Below are 16,126 nucleotides of genomic sequence, written 5' to 3'. Positions count from 1 at the left end.
TGAGCATGGCAAAGTCCGAGGACCCAGAGAAGCCGGGGCGCATCAAGCAGCTCCGCATGATCGCGCAGATCATCAAGCAGGCCAATCCCAAGGGGATGCCCATCGTCTTCCTCTCGGCGGTGGGCACGCTGGCTGTGGTCGTCGTGATCGGCCTGGTCACGGACTACCTGTGGTATTCGGTGTTCATCGGCATCCTGGCCGCGCTCACCGTCGGGCTGGTCGTCTTCGGCCAGCTCGCCCAGAAGGCCCAGTACTCGATCCTGCACGGCCAGACCGGCGCCGCCGCCGCGGTGTTGCAGGGCATGCGGGGCAACTGGCAGGTCACCCCGGCCATCGCCGTCAACCGTGACCAGGACCTGGTCCACCTCGTCGTCGGCTTCCCGGGGGTCGTGCTGGTCTCCGAGGGCCCCGGCAACCGGGTGGCCCGGATGCTCGCGGCCGAGAAGAAGCGGGTCGCGCGCGTGGTGCTGGGCGTCGAGATCTACGACATCCAGTGCGGCGACGGCGAGGGCCAGGTGCCGATCAGCAAGCTCCAGCGGCACATCATGAAGCTGCCGCGCAACCTGAAGAAGCCCTCGGTCAACGAGGTCAAGGACCGGCTGCGCTCGCTGCCCAAGAACCTGCCGATGCCGAAGGGCCCGATGCCCAAGGGGGCCCGCATGCCGCGCGGCCCGAAGATGCGCTAGTGCTGTCGGTCTCCTCGCGGGCCAACCGCCTCTGGTGGGACGGCAACGCCGACGACTACCAGGTCGAGCACGGCGGCTTCCTGCGGGACACCGGGTTCGTCTGGTGTCCCGAGGGCGTCGACGAGGCCGACGCGCACCTCCTGGGCGAGGTGCGCGGCCGGCGCGTGCTGGAGATCGGCTGCGGCGCGGCGCAGTGCGCGCGGTGGCTGGTGACGCAGGGGGCCCGGGTGGCCGCCTTCGACATCTCCCACCGGCAGTTGCGCCACTCCCGGCGCATCGACCTCGACACCGGCCTGCGCGTCCCGGTGGCCCAGGCCGACGCCGAGTCGCTGCCGTACGCGTCCGGCGCCTTCGACCTGGCGTGCTCGGCGTACGGGGCGCTGCCGTTCGTGGCCGACCCGCTGGCGGTCTTCCGCGAGGTGCGCAGGGTGCTCAGGCCGGGCGGCCGGTTCGTGTTCTCGGTGAGCCACCCGATCCGGTGGGCCTTCCCCGACGACCCCGGCCCGCGCGGGCTCACCTCCGACCGCTCCTACTTCGACCGCTCGCCCTACGTCGAGCGGGACGACGACGGCTCCGCCTCCTACGTCGAGCACCACCGCACGATGGGCGACTGGGTCGGCCTGCTGGCCGCCTCCGGGCTGACCCTCACCGGCCTGCTGGAGCCGGAGTGGCCGCAGGGGCACGAGCGGGAGTGGGGCGGCTGGAGCCCGCTGCGCGGCCGGCACCTCCCCGGAACCGCCATCTTCACCTGCGCGAATACCTAGCCGCCATCGCGGCGAAGACCTCCTTGGGCTCCCAGCGGGTCTCGTCGAGCATCCTGACCACGCCGTAGGAGCCGAGGTCGTCGGCGCCGCGCCGGTGGTACCCGGCGAAGGTGAACCAGAACGCGGCGTGCAGGCCCTCGGCCTCGAAGACGTCGAGCAGCTCGTCCAGGTAGCGGACCTGCTCGCCCTCGTCGGGCACGGCCCCCTCGGGCACCACGTACGCCGAGCCGCCGCGCTCCCCCGCGCCCTTGTAGGCGCAGGTGCCGAACTCGGTGGCGGCCACCGGCTTGCCGTGGGCGAAGTGGGCCCGCAGCTCCGCCGGGAAGTCGGCGGCGTTGTAGGCGGCGCGGTAGGCGTCGACGCCGACGATGTCGAAGGGCGTCCAGTCGATCAGCTCCCAGGGGCCCGAGGCGTACGTGAGCCGGCCGCCGAACCCGGCCCTGACCGCCGCGGCGGCCTCGGCCAGGAAGGCGTTGAAGCGGGGCACGATCTCGGCCATCGACTGCCACCAGGCCAGGTCGGCCGTCATCATGGCCTGCAAACGCTCGCCGTACGTGGCGCCGGGGATGAAGCCGTGGCAGAAGGCGCTGGACTCGCACCCGGCGACCAGCACGACCTCCGCGCCGGTGCGGCGCAGATGCTCGGCGCGGGCGGCGCAGTCGGCGTAGAGGGCGACGGCCTCCTGCGGGGTGGCGTCGACGGGGAAGGGCGCGAACCACACCTCCAGCCCGGCCGCCGCCGCCCGCTCGGCCGCGACGGAAAGCCGCTCGGGGTCGCCGCCGGAGACGCGGACGGCCGTGCAGTGGAGCTCGTCGGCGATCACCCGCATCTCCCGGGCGACGAGGTCGGGGTCGAAGGTCCGGCGGGTGAGCTGGGGGCCGTTCAGAAACCCGGTGTCGTAGTTAATCCCTTTTTTCACGATTTTCCCCTTTTATGGACGAAAAGCCGTATTCGAGGAGGTCGAAGGCCGTCTCGACGTCCCCGGCCAGCAGCCGGCCCGCCTCCTCCAGCGGGGTCCCCGAGGCGAGCCGGTGGAAGAACGCCTCCTGCAACGCGGTGATCGCGCCGGTGATCTGGGCCGCCATGAGCTGGGCGGTCAGGTCGTCCGCGGGCCCGCCCGCCTCCCCGGCCAGCGCCGCGGCGAGCTCGTACCGCTCCCCCGCGTGGGTCTGCTGGACGGCGGCCAGCAGCGCCGGGGTGGCCGCGATCACCCGGACCCGGGTCAGCAGCCCCTCCACGTCGACCTCCCGCGCGCCCCGGGCGGCCATCGCCCGGTAGTGCTCGCGCAGCGCGCCGATCGGCGAGCGGCCCGGGTCGCGACCCGCCACGATCGCGGCCGGGTCCTCCTGGACGCCGTCGAGGACCAGGCACTCCTTGCCGGGGAAGTACGCGAACAGCGTGACCTTCGCGACCCCGGCCGCCTCGGCGATCTCGTTGACCGTCACCGCGTCGTAGCCGCGCTCGGCGAACAGCCGCAACGCCGTCTCCGCGATGCGCCGCCGGGTCTGCTCCTTCTTGCGCTCCCTGAGCCCCGCCATCATGGGGCCACGATAACCGTACCGGGTAAGTTTTCAAACCCGGTACGGTTTTTACTCAGCGGTGCTCATCGGCGCGCGGGCGGCCAGGCCCGCGGTGGCGGCCAGCATGGCGGCGCTGAGCGCGAAGACGCCGAGCACGCCGGTCGCGCCGGCCACCACGCCCGCCACGGCCGGCACCAGCACCTGGCCCAGCCGGTTGCCGGTCAGCCGCAGCGCGAGCGCCGTGCCGCGCTCGCCCGCCCGCGCGCGTCCGGCCACCCACGCCAGCGTCAGCGGCTGGCCCAGCCCCAGCGCGAGCCCCATCAGCGCGACGACCGGCACCGCGGCGACCGTGCCGCACAGGGGCAGCGCGGCGACGGTGACCGCGGCGACGACGGTGCTGGTCACCAGGACGGCGCGGCGGCCGTACCGCAGGACCAGGCGTTCCATGGCGAGCCTGCTCGCCATGGTGGCGGCGGCCCGCAGCGCCAGCAGCGCGCCGACCGCGACCACCCCGGCGCCGCGGCTCTCGCCCCAGGCCGGCAGGTACGCCAGCACCAGGTCGATCGTGGAGACGGTGGCCAGGCTCGTCATCAGGGCCTGCCACATGCCCTCCTGGCCGAGCGTGCCGCGCAGCGGGAAGCGCCGGACGGCGGCCCGCTCCCGCGCCGGCCCCGGAGCCCCGGTGCGCAGGCTCGCCAGCCCCGCCACCAGGCCGAACCCGGCCGCCACGGCGAGGGCCGGCCCCACATGGGCCGCGTCGGCGGGGGGGCCGGTGAGCGTGCCGCCCGCCACCAGGGCCGCGGCCGAGGGCCCGGCGAGCTGGCCGAGCGAGGTGAAGACGGTGAAGCGCGCGTAGGCGCGGTCGTGGCCTCCGGCGGCCACCCGGTTGGCGATGACGGCCTGCTGGGCGACGACGGACAGCAGGTGCCCGAGCCCGAACACCGCGTTGAGCAGCACCAGCGCCCACAGCGACCGGGCCACGGCCAGCGCCAGGGCGCTGCCGGTGATCAGCGCGGCGCCCAGCAGGGCCGCGCCGCGCTCGCCGGAGGCGTCCACCCAGCGGCCCGCGGAGACGGCCGCGAAGAGCGGGAGCACCGAGAAACCGGCGGTGATGAGCCCGATGCCGAGGTAGCCCGCGCCGATCTCGATGGCCCGGTAGCTCACCATCGGACGGGCCGCGAACGTCGCCGCCTGTACGCACGCCGCCGCCACCATGAGCGGGCCGAACCACCGCCCCGCCCCGGCCCCGGCGGTCGTCACATCCGGACGACCACGGTGTTGGACACCCGGTCGTGCACCCCGCGGTGGTCGCGGTCCCAGATCAGGGCCGGCAGGGCCAGGCCCAGCAGCACGGTGCGCACCAGCACGGGCAGCAGGCGCGGGGCGCCGCCGTCCATGGCGGCGACGCGGATGCCGGCGAGCCGGTGGCCGAACGTCTGGCCCATGAAGCCGACCAGCAGCAGGTATTGGAGCGTGAACACCGCCACGGGCGCCCACGGGGACTCGGCCGGGTTCATCCTGAGCAGCAGCTGCACGACGACCCAGGTGCAGATCATCCAGTCGATCACGAGCGCGGCGATCCTGCGCCCCCACCCGGCGACCGATCCGCCGCCCTCCGCGGGCAGCCCGAGACGCTCACCCGGGTATCCGAGGTCGATCCCGGCGGACCGGATGCCGCCCAGCCAGGTCTGCGTCCACCGAGGCTCGTTGCTGCTCATGCCGTCAACGGTATCCGGCCCATGGGCCGGTCGGCGTCGTGACCCAACCGCGCCCTGCCGCCGCCATCATGGTCGCCATGCCACACGGGGACGACCTTGACGCGCGCTTCAACGAGGTGATCGCGCAGATCGACGAGGACGAGCGCCGCAGGATGCGCTCGTCGGCCGCCAAGGGGGCCAGGACGGGTGCCACGCGACAACGCGCGCCACGCCCGCCGCGGCCGGGCCGCTTACCCTCCGACCGCGTCGCCGACGGCGGCGGTTCGCGCAGGCTCGGACGCGTGTCGGTCGCCCTGATCGCGTTGTGCGCCGTCGTGGGCGCCGCGGGCATCATGGTCGCCTATCGCCCCGACCTGCTGGGCGCGAACCCGGGCCTGGAGGGCCTGCCGGTCCTCGCGAATCCCGTACGGACCGACACCCCCTTCGCCGGCTCGCCCGCCGAGCGCTACGCCGACGGCGCCGCGGGCTTCGTGATGCCGGAGGCCAAGGCGCTGGGCGGCCTGTCGAAGGCGGACGTGGCCAAGGGGCTGAAGCGCACCCGCGCCCTGCTCGCGGCGGCCCTCCTCGACCGCGAGACGCTGCTGGGAGGCAGGCCCAAGGCGTTCGCCGGGCTGCTCGAGCCCGACCAGCGCGAGTTGTTCTACGAGGCGCTGGGCGGCAAGAATTACGACAGCCGCGACCTGGTCAACAGCTTCGCCCCCGGCAGCGCCGAGCCGGTCGGCGACGTGATCAAGGTCAACGGCACCGCCCGCCTGGGCACCTTCCGGGAGGACGACCTGCACGGCGTCAAGGTCGAGGTGAACTACCTGGTCGTCTACGCCGTGCGCCGTCCCGGCGAGCCGTCCACCACCATGCGGCTGGTCTCGCACCTCACCGGCGAGGTGCAGTTGTACCGCTCGGAGGGCCGGACGGCCGCGTACGTGGAGTGGGGCATGAGTCACACCCCGGCCAGGTGCGGCACCAAAGACGGCTTCGTCCATCCTGTCTACGAGGACGACCCGCCCGGTTCCGTCGCGCCGAGCGGCCCGGCCACCGACCCCTACGACCTGGAGGAACGGCCGGTTTCCGACGGGGGCTGCGACACGTCCGAGGAGACGTGACCCTGCGTAACACATGCGAAACAATCGAGACACCGTACGGAAACGGCCGCGACCTAGCGTCGGCATGATGGCCAGTCCCTCAGGGAGGTTCGAGAGTGTTCAACTCCGCCGACGACGTCCTGAAGTTCATCAGTGACGAAGGGGTGCAGTTCGTCGATGTCAGGTTCACCGACCTGCCGGGGACGACGCACCACTTCACCTTCCCGGTTGAGAACTTCGGCGCGAACGTCTTCACCGACGGGCTCATGTTCGACGGCTCGTCCATCCGCGGCTTCCAGGCGATCCACGAGTCGGACATGCTGTTGCTGCCCGATCCGTCCAGCGCGGTGCTCGACCCGTTCCGCCAGCACAAGACGCTCAACCTCAACTTCTTCGTGCACGACCCGCTGACCGGCGAGGCCTACAGCCGCGACCCGCGCAACGTGGCGCGCAAGGCCGAGGAGTACCTCAAGGGCACCGGCATCGCCGACACGGTCTACTTCGGCCCGGAGGCCGAGTTCTACATCTTCGACGACGTGCGCTTCGAGACGAAGGCGAACGCCGGCTACTACTACATCGACTCCATCGAGGGCGCCTGGAACACCGGCAAGCGGGCCGAGGGCGGCAACCTGGGCTACAAGCCGCGCTACAAGGGCGGCTACTTCCCGGTCCCGCCGATGGACCACTTCACCGACCTGCGCTCGGAGATGGTGCGCAACCTCATCGAGTGCGGCATCGACGTCGAGATGCAGCACCACGAGGTCGGCACGGCGGGCCAGGCGGAGATCGACTTCAAGTTCGGCACGCTGCTCAAGACGGCCGACAACCTCATGCTCTACAAGTACGTCATCAAGAGCACCGCCCTGGAGTACGGCCACACCGTCACGTTCATGCCCAAGCCGATCTTCGGTGACAACGGCTCCGGCATGCACTGCCACCAGTCGTTGTGGAAGGACGGCTCGCCGCTGTTCTACGACGAGGTCGGCTACGCGGGCCTGTCCGACACCGCCCGCTACTACATCGGCGGCCTGCTGCGGCACGCGCCGTCGCTGCTGGCCTTCACCAACCCGACGGTCAACTCCTACCACCGCCTGGTCCCGGGCTACGAGGCCCCGGTCAACCTGGTCTACTCCCAGCGCAACCGCTCGGCCTGCGTGCGCATCCCGATCACGGGGTCCAACCCGAAGGCCAAGCGCATCGAGTTCCGCGTGCCCGATCCGTCGTGCAACCCGTACTTCGCCTTCTCGGCGATGCTGATGGCGGGGATCGACGGCATACGCAACAAGATCGAGCCGCCGGAGCCGGTCGACAAGGACCTCTACGAGCTGCCGCCGGAGGAGGCCCGCCAGGTGCCGCAGGTGCCGGGCTCGCTGACCGAGGTGCTCGACGCGCTGGAGGCCGACCACGACTACCTGCTCGAAGGCGGCGTGTTCACGCCCGACCTGATCGAGACGTGGGTGTCGTACAAGCGGGAGAACGAGGTCGACCCGATCCGCCTGCGTCCGCACCCGCACGAGTTCGAGCTGTACTACGACGTGTGAGGCCGCGGTTCTTCCACGGGAGAACCCGGAACGGAGGGGGCCCGGCGCCGATGGCTGGCCGGGCCCTTCTTTCGTCACTCCTCCGCCGGTTCCGAGGGATCTGGCGGGCTTCGCCGAACGCGGTTACCTTGATCCCAGATCACGCAACCGGCCATCGGCCGAACGCGCCCGAACGATCTGGAGGACCGTCATGAGGATCACACGAGGGGTGTTAGCCGCGGTGCTGGCCGCCGGCGCGCTCTGTCTCGGTTCCACCCCGGCTCAGGCCATTCCGCCGCCCCCGCCCGGCGGCGACCTCCTCGTCGTCTTCGCCTACTTCAACGGCGACCAGCTCGTCGGCCAGCGCTGGTGGGGCTGCGGCCAGCCCGCCGGCGAGTGGGGCATCCTGTCGGGCACCCAGAAGGTCTACTTCACGCCCTGCTGAGCCGCGAGCGGGGACCGCCCCGTGGTCAGAAGTCGAAGCGGGGCGCCGACGGCGTGAGGATCTCCGACTTCGGCGACACCGGCCACAGGGCGGTCAGCTCGTCGTAGAGGGCCGCGGCCAGGCGTTCGACGTCGGCGCGGGCCGTCTCGTGCAGGGCCTCGGCCACGATGAGCACGTCGGTGGTGGTGTCGCCGACCGCCGACAGGCCGCTCTGCCGGTTGGTCCAGCGGCGCGCGTGCGCCCGGCCGTCCGCGTCGGCGAAGATCACTTCTCCGGCGGCCGGGTGCTCCGTCTCGCCGGAGAAGGTCAGGTACGTCTCCTCGCCCGTCGCGTACCGCACCTCCACGGAACCGGAGATGCGGGAGACGTCGAACACCGCCACCGGGACGGCGAAGGCGATCGAGACCGCGTTGCACAGGTCGATCAGGGGGTGCAGGCGCGGCAGTGCGCCCTCCTTCCTGAAGCGGCGCAGCAGCGACTCCGACGCGCACCGGTACTGCGTCGGCTTGAGCCCCATCCGTGTGAACGCCCGCCGCCACGCCTGGATCTCGGGCAGCTCGCTCTCGGGGGCGGCCCGCCGCGCGGCCAGGTCCCAGTAGCGGGCCACCTGGTCGTCCACGGGCACGCCTGGGCCGACGCCCGCCACGTGGAGCGCGCAGGGGACCAGGTCGGGGAAGTCCCGCCAGATGTCGTCGGAATGCTGGAAAAGCACTGTCACCTCGCCGGTCGTCACGCTGGTGCGCCTCACGATACTGCGGCGGCCTCCTGTCGCCCCCTCGCGGCATGCCGGGCGCGGGCGGCGGCCAGGGCGTAGCAGCCGAACGCCAGCGCCGTCACGACGGCCGCGACCTGCAAGGGCCGCCCGACGACGCCCGGCACCGCGACGCCGAGGGTGGCGCCGACCTGGCGGGAGGCGTTCAGCACGCCGCCCGCGGTGCCCGCCGTGCCCGCGGGGGCGGCGTTCACCATGCCCGCCATCAGCGCCGGGAGCACGAACGACAGCCCGAACCCCATGACCACCAGCCAGGGCGCCAGAACGTCGGTGAACGCGACCCCGGCCAGGCCGGTCGCGAGGAGGGCGAGGCCGCCCAGGATCGGCGGACGCGGGCCGTAGCGGGCGACCAGGCGGCCGGTGAGCAGCGGGTTGACCGTCATGGGCAGCGTGAGCGGCAGGAAGGCGAGCCCGGCGGCGACCGGGGACAGGTGGCGGGTGTCCTGGAGGAGGAGGGTGAGCACGAACAGCGCGCCGGAGAAGGCGAAGTTGGCGACCGTCCCGGCCAGCAGCTCCGGCCAGGTGGCGGCGAGCAGGCCGCCGGGCAGGGCGGGGGCGTGGCTGCGGCGCTCCACCAGCACCAGGGCCACCAGGGCGGCCGCGGCCGCCGCGGCGGCGAGCGCGGAGGAGTCGATCAGGGCCTCGGCGACCAGGCCGAGCAGCACGCAGGCCAGCGCCTGGACCTGCCAGTCGATCCGGCGGGAGCCGCGCGGCGAGGTGACGCCGCGCATGATCAGCAGGCTGGCCAGAGCGAAGGGCACGTTGACCAGGAAGACGGCGCGCCAGCCGTACAGGCCGACCAGGACGCCGCCGAGCAGGGGGCCGGCGGCGAGCGCCGAGCCGGTGATCGCCGCCCACAGGCCGGTGGCGCGGGCGCGGGCGGCGGGCACCGGGAACATCTCGGCGAGCAGGCCGAGCGAGCCGCCCGTGCACAGCGCCGCGGCCACGCCGAGCAGGGCGCGCAGCGCGACCAGCACGCCCAGGTCCGGCGCCACCGCGCTGAGCAGCGACAACACGCCGAACAGCGCCACCCCGGCCTTGAAGACCCGGGCCGCGCCGAACCGGTCGGCCACCGCGCCGCCGGTGAGCAGCGACGCGGCGAAGGCGACGGCGTAGGCGTTGACCGCCCACTGCTGCCCGGCCAGCGTGCCGCCGAGCGAGGCCCGCAGGTCGGGCAGCGCGATCGTCAGCACGGTCGTGTCGAGGATCACCAGGAAGTAGGCGAGGGAGAAACCGAACATTCGCATGCCCACAGCCTGCTGAAACGCGACATTTCACCTCAACAGGCGCCGCCGCACGGGGCATTCGGGAAAACCTTATGCTGCTTTATATGGACTTGCGGCAGTTGAGGGGCTTCGTCGCCGTGGCCGGGGCGGGCACCGTCACCGGCGCGGCGAACGTGCTCGGCCTGGCCCCCGCGTCGGTCTCGGAGCAGGTGCGCAGGCTGGAGGGCAGCCTCGGCGTGGCGCTGTTCGAGCGCACACCCCAGGGCATGCGCCTGACCGAGGCCGGCGCCACTCTGCTCGGCCGCGCGCAGGGTCTGCTCGACCACGCCGAGGAGGTGCGCCGCGCGGTCACCGGCCGGCGCCGCCGGGTGCGCGTCGGCGCGCTGGAGATGCTGGCCGCCGCCCGGCTGCCCACCGTGCTGCGCCGCCTGTCCGAACGCCGCCCCGACCTGGACGTGGACGTACGCTCCCTGATGCGGCAGGACCTGCTGGCCCAGGTGGCCTCCGGCGACCTGGACGCGGCGCTGCTGCTGGACCTCGGCCCCCGGATCGGCGGCCTGGGGTTCACCCCGCCGCCCGGCATGGACTTCCTCGACGTCGGCGAGGTCGCGCTGTCGCTGGTCGCCGCGCCCGACGGCGAGCGCGAGCCGCTGCTGGTGAGCCCGCCCGGCTGCTCGATCCGGCTCGCGGCCGACCAGGCGTTCGGCCCGGCCGTGCCGCGAAGGGAGCTGACCAGCATCGCCACCGCCCGCGAGTGGGCCAGACAGGGCTTCGGCCAGGCGCTGCTGCCGGACTTCGCCCTGGGCTCCGACCTCGACTCCGGCGCGCTGGTCGCGCTCGACTGCCGGGCGCCCGCGCTGGCCCTGCGCCTGGTCTGGCTGCGCGGGCGCGAGGAGTCCCTGCGCGACGTGCTGTACGCCATGAGCGCCTGACCCGCCGGCCCCCTCACTGCTCCTTGCGCCGGGACCGGATGCCGGTGATGCGGCGGAACACGTCCCACCAGAAGGGAGCGCCGAACAGCAGGGCCACGTACGTCAGCAGGAAGCCGGGCCAGTGGCTGGGGGTGGTGAGCCGGCTCCACCAGGTCGCGCCGTTCCAGTGGAGTGTGGGGTCGCCCTCGGCCGGGATGGCGATGCTGACCAGCGCGTGCTGGAGCATCTGGACCATCGCGGGCTCGCTGAGCGTCTCGGTGATGCACGGCACCGGATCGGACCGGCCGCACCTGGCCTTGAGCTCGTCGTAGGCCGCCGGGCCCGCCTCGGCCACGGCGGTCACCGAGGCGCGGAAGGCGTTGTCGCGCAGCAGCGTCTTGCCGTACTCCAGGCCGTCCATGGTGAACAGCAGCGTCACCAGGAGGCCTAGGACGGCCACCACCCACTTGACGTAGCGCTTGTACAACATCGACAGGCGTTCCATCTCGCCGTCGAACCAGGTCTCGACGCCCTGCCTGAACCGGTCGAGGTCGCGCTGCGCGGTCTCCCACACGCCGCGCAGGTGGCCGTACAGGGGGCTGCCCATCTCCTTGAGCTTGGCCAGGAAGCCCTCGACGCCCTCGGGCTCGGCGGCCGCCAGCTCCATCAGGGCGACGGCGAAGCGTCCCGGCGGGATGTTCGCGATGCTCGTACGGCCCTTGGTCGGATGGTCGATCTCCTGGACGCGCTCGTAGAGCAGCTTGACCATGGCGTCCTGCGCCTTGGGCTCGGCGACCGGCAGCGTGCCCGGCTCGGCGGGCGCGGGCTGGTCGCTGTGGGCCGGACGGGGATCGCGGGTGAACGGCAGCGCGGCGAACACGTCGCGCACCTTGGCGGGCAGCCACGACCTGCCCTGCGCGTCGGCGCCGTCGAGGGTGTCCCTGAGGTAGGCCCACAGGAACTTGCTGCGGATGGCGAGCAGGCGCACGAACGCCTCGTTGACCCCGCTCACCAGCAGCGAGAGCAGCAGGAACGACACCACCAGGCCGAGGGCCAGGTCCACGTAAACGGATAACATCTGCGCCTTGATACACCCCGGCGAGTACCGGGATCAACCCCCGTAGAAGACGCGGTCCACGACCCGCCGCGCGCGGCGGGTGACGCGGCGGTAGTCGTCGAGGAAGTCCTCCGAGCCGTCCGGCGGGTAGCCGAGCGTACGGGCGATGAGCCCCCGCTCCCCCGCGTCGGCCGGCACGCTGTCCCCGGGCCTGCCCCTGACCAGCATGATCGCGTCGCGGACGCGGGAGGCGAAGCGCCACGCCTCGGCCAGCACACGTTCGTCGGCCGGGTCGAGCAGCCCCTCGGCCGCCGCCGCGCGCAGCGCCGCGATGGTCCGGGTCGTGCGCAGGGACGGCACGCCGCCCGCGTGGCGGAGCTGGAGGAGCTGGGCCACCCACTCCACGTCCGACAGCCCGCCGGGGCCGAGTTTGGTGTGCAGGGCGGGATCGGCGCCGCGCGGCAGCCGTTCGGCCTCCATACGCGCCTTGAGCCGCCTGATCTCCCTGATCGCGTCCTCGCGCAGCCCCTCGGACGGGTAGCGCAGCTCGTCGATCATCGAGGTGAACGCGTCGCCGAGCGCGGCGTCCCCGGCCGAGAAGCGGGCGCGCAGCAGCGCCTGCGCCTCCCACGGCGAGGACCAGCGGGCGTAGTAGGCGCGGTAGGAGGCCAGCGTGCGCACCAGCGGCCCCTGGCGGCCCTCCGGGCGCAGGTCGGGGTCGATGAGCAGCGGCGGGTCTGGCGCGGGCAGCGACAGCAGCCGGCGCAGCTCGTTGGCCACGGCGTAGGCGGCGTCGCCGGCCTCCCGCTCCTCGACGCCGGGCAGCGGCGAGTGCACGAACATCACGTCGGCGTCGCTGGCGTACGAGCACTCCATGCCGCCGAGCCGGCCCATGGCGATGACCGCGAACCTGGTCACGTCGGGGGCCTTGGCCAGCGCGGCGTCGAGCGCGGCCTGGAGGGTCACGTCGTTGAGCGCCGACAGGGCCGTGCCGACGGTCTCGATGTCGAGCAGCTCGGAGATGTCGGCGACGGCCGTGCGGAACAGCTCCCTGCGGCGCAGCGCCCGGACGGCCGCCACCGCCGTCTCCGGGTCTCCGGCGTGCCGGGACACCGCGGCCGACGCCTCTCCGCGCAGCGACTCGGGCGGGCGGACGGCCAGCTCCTCGTCGGAGCCGAGCATCGCGACCGCGTCGGGGGCGTGCATGAGCAGGCCGGTGGCGTAGCGGCCGGTGCCGAGCACCCGGGCCATCCGCGCGGCCACCGCCGTCTCGTCGCGCAGCAGCCGCAGGTACCACGGGGTGCTGCCGAGCTTGTCGCTGACCTGCCGGAAGCCGAGCAGCGCCGCGTCGGGGTCGGGCGTGTCGGCGAACCAGCCGAGCATGACGGGCAGCAGCGTGCGCTGGATGGCCGCGCGCCTGGACACGCCCGTGGACAGCGCCGCGATGTGCCGCAGCGCGCCGTTGGGATCGGCGTAGCCCAGCGCCTCCAGCCGGGCCGCCGCCGCGGCCGTGGACAGCCGCGCCTCCGACTCCGGCAGCCGGGCCACGGCCTGGAGCAGCGGCCGGTAGAACAGCTTCTCGTGCAGCCGCCGGGCCTCCATGGCGTGCCGGCGCCACCGGGCGGTGAACTCCCCCACCGGGTCGGCCTGCATGCCCAGCGCGCGGCCGAGCCTGCGCAGGTCGGCCTCGTCGGTGGGCAGCAGGTGCGTACGCCGCAGCCGGTGGAGCTGCAACAGGTGCTCGACCTGGCGCAGGAACGTGTACGCCTCGGCGAGCCCGCGCGAGTCGTCGCGGCCCACGTAGCCGCCGCGGGAGAGCGCGGCCAGGGCCGGGAGGGTGGCCCGGCGGCGCAGCAGCGGGTCGAGCCTGCCGTGCACGAGCTGCAGGAGCTGGACGGCGAACTCGATGTCGCGCAGCCCGCCGGGCCCCAGCTTGAGCTGCCGCTCCCCCTCGGCGCGCACGTGCGACTCGACGCGGCGGCGCATGGCCTGCACGTCCTCCACGAAGTGCTCGCGGGTGGCGGCCGCCCAGACCATGTCGTTGACCGCCTGGACGTAGGACTCGCCGAGCTCCAGGTCGCCCGCCACCGGCCTGGCCTTGAGCAGCGCCTGGAACTCCCAGGTCTTGGCCCAGCGGCGGTAGTAGGCCAGGTGGCTGGCCAGGGTGCGGACCAGCGGGCCGGACCGGCCCTCGGGGCGCAGGCCGGCGTCGACCTCCCACAGCGAGCCCTCCTGGGTGGCCGCCGTGCAGGCCCGCATCATGGCCTGGGCCAGCCTGGTCGCCGAACGCAGCGCCTTGGTCTCGTCGGCGCCCTCGCGCGGCTCGGCGACGAAGACGACGTCGACGTCGCTGATGTAGTTGAGCTCCCGGGCGCCGCACTTGCCCATGCCGATGACCGCCAGGCGCGCCTCGGAGTCGTCGACCTCGGCGCGGGCGACCGCGAGGGCCGCCTCCAGCGCCGCGCCGGCCAGGTCGGACAGCTCGGCCATGACCTCCGCGAGGGTGGCCTGCCCGGTGAGGTCGCGGGCGGCCAGGTGCATGACGCGGCCCCGGTAGGCCACCCGCAGCGCCACCAGCGGGTCGGGGACGTCGGCGCGCGGCTCGGGCTCGTCCGGCTCGGCGCCGACGGCGCGCAGCAGCGCGGCCCGCGCCTCGCCCAGCTCGGGCTCGGCCAGCAGGGCCGTCTGGCCGGGGTGGCGCACCAGGTGCTCGCCGAGCGCGGCGCTGACGCCGAGCACGGCGAACAGGCGCGCCCTGAGCCGCTCGTCCCCGCGTACGGCGGCCAGGACGGCGGGCTCGCGCTCGGCCAGGCGGGTCAGCGAGACCAGGGCCAGGTCGGGGTCGGCCACGGCGACCAGGAACTCCAGCAGGTCGTCGAGGTCGGCCGGGGTGCGGTCGAGGAGCTGGGCGGCCCTGGCCCCGTCGGCGAAGCCGAGCTTGGCGAGGCGTGCGGCGGTCGATTCGATCCTGGGCACCTGCTCATCTTGACAGGTGACGTCCGGGAAGCCGTAGAGTGCAACGCAACGTAGCGTTGCGTTTTGTCGGAGAGGGGATGACATGAGCCGGATGTCCGCGGCGGTGACCTGGGGAATGCTGGCGGCGTGGGCCGTGCACGACGCGGAGGAGCTGGCGACCATGGCCGGATGGGCGCGGCGGGCCCGTCCCCGGCTGGAGCGGCTGTACCCGGGGGTGCCGTGGGAGCGGCTGGAGGTGTCGCAGGCGCGGGTGAACGTGGCGATCGGGCTGATGGGCGGCGTGGTGGCGGGGGCCTCGGCGCTGGGGGCGCGCAGCGGGGGGCGCAGCCCGGTGTTCCAGGCCGTGCTGGCCGGGTTCGGGCTGCACGGGGTCGTGCACCTGGCGCAGGCCGTCGCCACGCGCGGGTACACGCCGGGGGTGGTGACGGCGCCGCTGGTGGTGATCCCGTTCTCGGTCTGGGCGTGGCGGCGGCTGCGGCGGGCGGGGGTGGTGACGGCGCCGGGGCGGGCGACCGCGTTCGGGCTGGCGGCGCCGCCCCTGACGGTGGGCGGCGTGCACGCGGTCGCCCACCTGCTCACCCGCCGCCGCCACGACGGGCCCGCGGACGGCCTCGGCCGGGACCGCTGGTTCTGACCCGTACGGACGCCGGGCCGGGGCGGTCAGGCCGTGCGGTGGGCCCGGACCACCTCGGCGAATGCCTGCGCGACCGGTCGCCAGGTCGCGACGAGCGCGGTCTCGGCGGCCTTGACGGCGGCGTTCAGGTCCTCGGCCGACTCCAGGTCCGACTCCGCCGTCCAGGAGGTGAAGATCTCCGGGGTGGCCTCGGGGTGGAACTGCACCGCCCAGGCGCGCTCGCCGACCCGGTAGGCCTGGTTCGGGTATCGCGCGCCGGTCATCAGCGGCACCGCGCCCTCCGGCAGCCGCGTCATGGCGTCCTGGTGGTACTGGACGGCGACGGCCCGCGCCGGGACGCCGGACAGCAGCCGGTCGGAGGCGGCGGCGGGCAGCGCGACCACCTCGCACGCCCCGACCTCCAGGCCGTTCCCGCCGCGCTCGACCGTGCCGCCGAGGGCCATGGTGAGCAGCTGGGCGCCGAGGCAGATGCCGAGTGTGGGGGTGCCCTCGTCCACGGCGCGGCGCAGGAGGGCGCGGGTGGCGGGCTGCCAGGGGCTGCGCTCGTCCTCCCAGGCGGCCGCGGCGCCGCCGAGCACGATCAGGCCGTCGGCGGCTTGCTCCGGGACCTGCTGGCCCAGGTAGGGCCGGACGACGTCGCAGGGCAGGCCCAGCCAGTCCGCCAGGTGGCCGAGCCCGGCGCCGGCCTCGTGCTCGATCACGGTGATGCGCATATCGGGTAATTTATCCGCCTTTTTTAAGGAAAGCGCCTTTTCGTCCCGCACGGGAACAGCGGGCGGTGGGTGCCCGGCGCCGGGCGGGATCCCTAGGATCCGGCT

At 73.5% G+C, this 16,126-nt stretch carries 16 protein-coding genes; 7 read left to right on the top strand and 9 right to left on the bottom strand.

Annotated elements, in window-relative coordinates:
- Positions 1-5 precede the first annotated feature (5 nt).
- Entirely contained in the window at positions 6-686 is a 681-nt protein-coding gene (locus ACIHAD_RS10030) for a DUF4191 domain-containing protein (RefSeq protein WP_397354012.1), read from the top strand.
- Positions 686-1,450 (top strand): class I SAM-dependent methyltransferase, encoded by a 765-nt coding sequence (locus ACIHAD_RS10025; protein WP_397354011.1) that lies wholly within the window; start codon positions 686-688, stop codon positions 1,448-1,450. Before ACIHAD_RS10030 ends, ACIHAD_RS10025 begins: the two co-directional genes overlap by 1 nt.
- Here ACIHAD_RS10025 and ACIHAD_RS10020 read toward each other — a convergent pair.
- Genes ACIHAD_RS10020 through ACIHAD_RS10005 form a run of 4 tightly spaced genes read right to left on the bottom strand, consistent with a single transcriptional unit; the run spans position 1,431 to position 4,688 of the window.
- Positions 1,431-2,369: a hypothetical protein gene (locus ACIHAD_RS10020; RefSeq protein WP_397354010.1), complete on the bottom strand. Its 939-nt coding sequence runs from the start codon at positions 2,367-2,369 to the stop codon at positions 1,431-1,433. The two genes, ACIHAD_RS10025 and ACIHAD_RS10020, sit on opposite strands and share 20 nt — an antisense overlap.
- Positions 2,353-2,991, bottom strand: coding sequence for a TetR/AcrR family transcriptional regulator (locus tag ACIHAD_RS10015; RefSeq protein ID WP_397354009.1), 639 nt, complete (start codon positions 2,989-2,991; stop codon positions 2,353-2,355). Before ACIHAD_RS10015 ends, ACIHAD_RS10020 begins: the two co-directional genes overlap by 17 nt.
- Before the next feature lie 48 nt (positions 2,992-3,039).
- Positions 3,040-4,230 (bottom strand): MFS transporter, encoded by a 1,191-nt coding sequence (locus ACIHAD_RS10010; RefSeq protein WP_397354008.1) that lies wholly within the window; start codon positions 4,228-4,230, stop codon positions 3,040-3,042.
- Complete coding sequence (locus ACIHAD_RS10005) at positions 4,227-4,688, bottom strand: RDD family protein (RefSeq protein WP_397354007.1); 462 nt, start codon at positions 4,686-4,688, stop codon at positions 4,227-4,229. Before ACIHAD_RS10005 ends, ACIHAD_RS10010 begins: the two co-directional genes overlap by 4 nt.
- A 77-nt stretch (positions 4,689-4,765) precedes the next feature.
- On the opposite strand from ACIHAD_RS10005, the gene ACIHAD_RS10000 reads away from it, so the two are divergent.
- The 3 genes from ACIHAD_RS10000 (at position 4,766) to ACIHAD_RS09990 (ending at position 7,732) form a co-directional block, all read left to right on the top strand.
- Positions 4,766-5,788, top strand: a complete 1,023-nt coding sequence (locus ACIHAD_RS10000; RefSeq protein ID WP_397354006.1) for a hypothetical protein — start codon at positions 4,766-4,768, stop codon at positions 5,786-5,788.
- 95 nt (positions 5,789-5,883) lie between these two features.
- Positions 5,884-7,308 (top strand): type I glutamate--ammonia ligase, encoded by a 1,425-nt coding sequence (gene glnA, locus ACIHAD_RS09995; protein ID WP_397354005.1) that lies wholly within the window; start codon positions 5,884-5,886, stop codon positions 7,306-7,308.
- A gap of 190 nt (positions 7,309-7,498) precedes the next feature.
- Entirely contained in the window at positions 7,499-7,732 is a 234-nt protein-coding gene (locus ACIHAD_RS09990; RefSeq protein WP_397354004.1) for a hypothetical protein, read from the top strand.
- A 25-nt stretch (positions 7,733-7,757) separates the two neighbouring features.
- Here ACIHAD_RS09990 and ACIHAD_RS09985 read toward each other — a convergent pair whose 3' ends face one another.
- Positions 7,758-8,480, bottom strand: coding sequence for a B3/4 domain-containing protein (locus tag ACIHAD_RS09985; RefSeq protein ID WP_397354003.1), 723 nt, complete (start codon positions 8,478-8,480; stop codon positions 7,758-7,760).
- Complete coding sequence (locus ACIHAD_RS09980) at positions 8,477-9,751, bottom strand: MFS transporter (protein WP_397354002.1); 1,275 nt, start codon at positions 9,749-9,751, stop codon at positions 8,477-8,479. Before ACIHAD_RS09980 ends, ACIHAD_RS09985 begins: the two co-directional genes overlap by 4 nt.
- 83 nt (positions 9,752-9,834) lie before the next feature.
- Here ACIHAD_RS09980 and ACIHAD_RS09975 point away from each other — a divergent pair, with 83 nt between their 5' ends.
- Entirely contained in the window at positions 9,835-10,662 is an 828-nt protein-coding gene (locus ACIHAD_RS09975) for a LysR family transcriptional regulator (protein WP_397354001.1), read from the top strand.
- A gap of 13 nt (positions 10,663-10,675) precedes the next feature.
- Here ACIHAD_RS09975 and ACIHAD_RS09970 read toward each other — a convergent pair whose 3' ends face one another.
- Together ACIHAD_RS09970 and ACIHAD_RS09965 are read right to left on the bottom strand one after the other, a co-directional pair.
- On the bottom strand, positions 10,676-11,719 hold the full coding sequence (locus ACIHAD_RS09970; RefSeq protein ID WP_397354000.1) for a hypothetical protein: 1,044 nt from the start codon (positions 11,717-11,719) through the stop codon (positions 10,676-10,678).
- Positions 11,720-11,752: 33 nt separating this feature from the next.
- Positions 11,753-14,674, bottom strand: coding sequence for a bifunctional [glutamine synthetase] adenylyltransferase/[glutamine synthetase]-adenylyl-L-tyrosine phosphorylase (locus ACIHAD_RS09965; protein WP_397353999.1), 2,922 nt, complete (start codon positions 14,672-14,674; stop codon positions 11,753-11,755).
- 82 nt (positions 14,675-14,756) lie between these two features.
- Here ACIHAD_RS09965 and ACIHAD_RS09960 point away from each other — a divergent pair, with 82 nt between their 5' ends.
- The gene (locus tag ACIHAD_RS09960) at positions 14,757-15,308 is read left to right on the top strand and encodes an HXXEE domain-containing protein (protein ID WP_397353998.1); all 552 of its coding nucleotides are present in this window, start codon (positions 14,757-14,759) and stop codon (positions 15,306-15,308) included.
- A 26-nt stretch (positions 15,309-15,334) separates the two neighbouring features.
- Here the strand turns inward: ACIHAD_RS09960 and ACIHAD_RS09955 are convergent, their stop codons facing one another.
- Positions 15,335-16,021, bottom strand: a complete 687-nt coding sequence (locus ACIHAD_RS09955; protein WP_397353997.1) for a type 1 glutamine amidotransferase — start codon at positions 16,019-16,021, stop codon at positions 15,335-15,337.
- Between the last annotated feature and the right edge of the window lie 105 nt (positions 16,022-16,126).

Origin of the sequence: Nonomuraea sp. NPDC052265, from assembly GCF_044547985.1 — a bacterium.
Lineage (GTDB): Bacteria > Actinomycetota > Actinomycetes > Streptosporangiales > Streptosporangiaceae > Nonomuraea.
The sequence above is the reverse complement of the archived record's forward strand: the minus strand, read 5'-3'. Positions and strand labels throughout refer to the sequence as shown.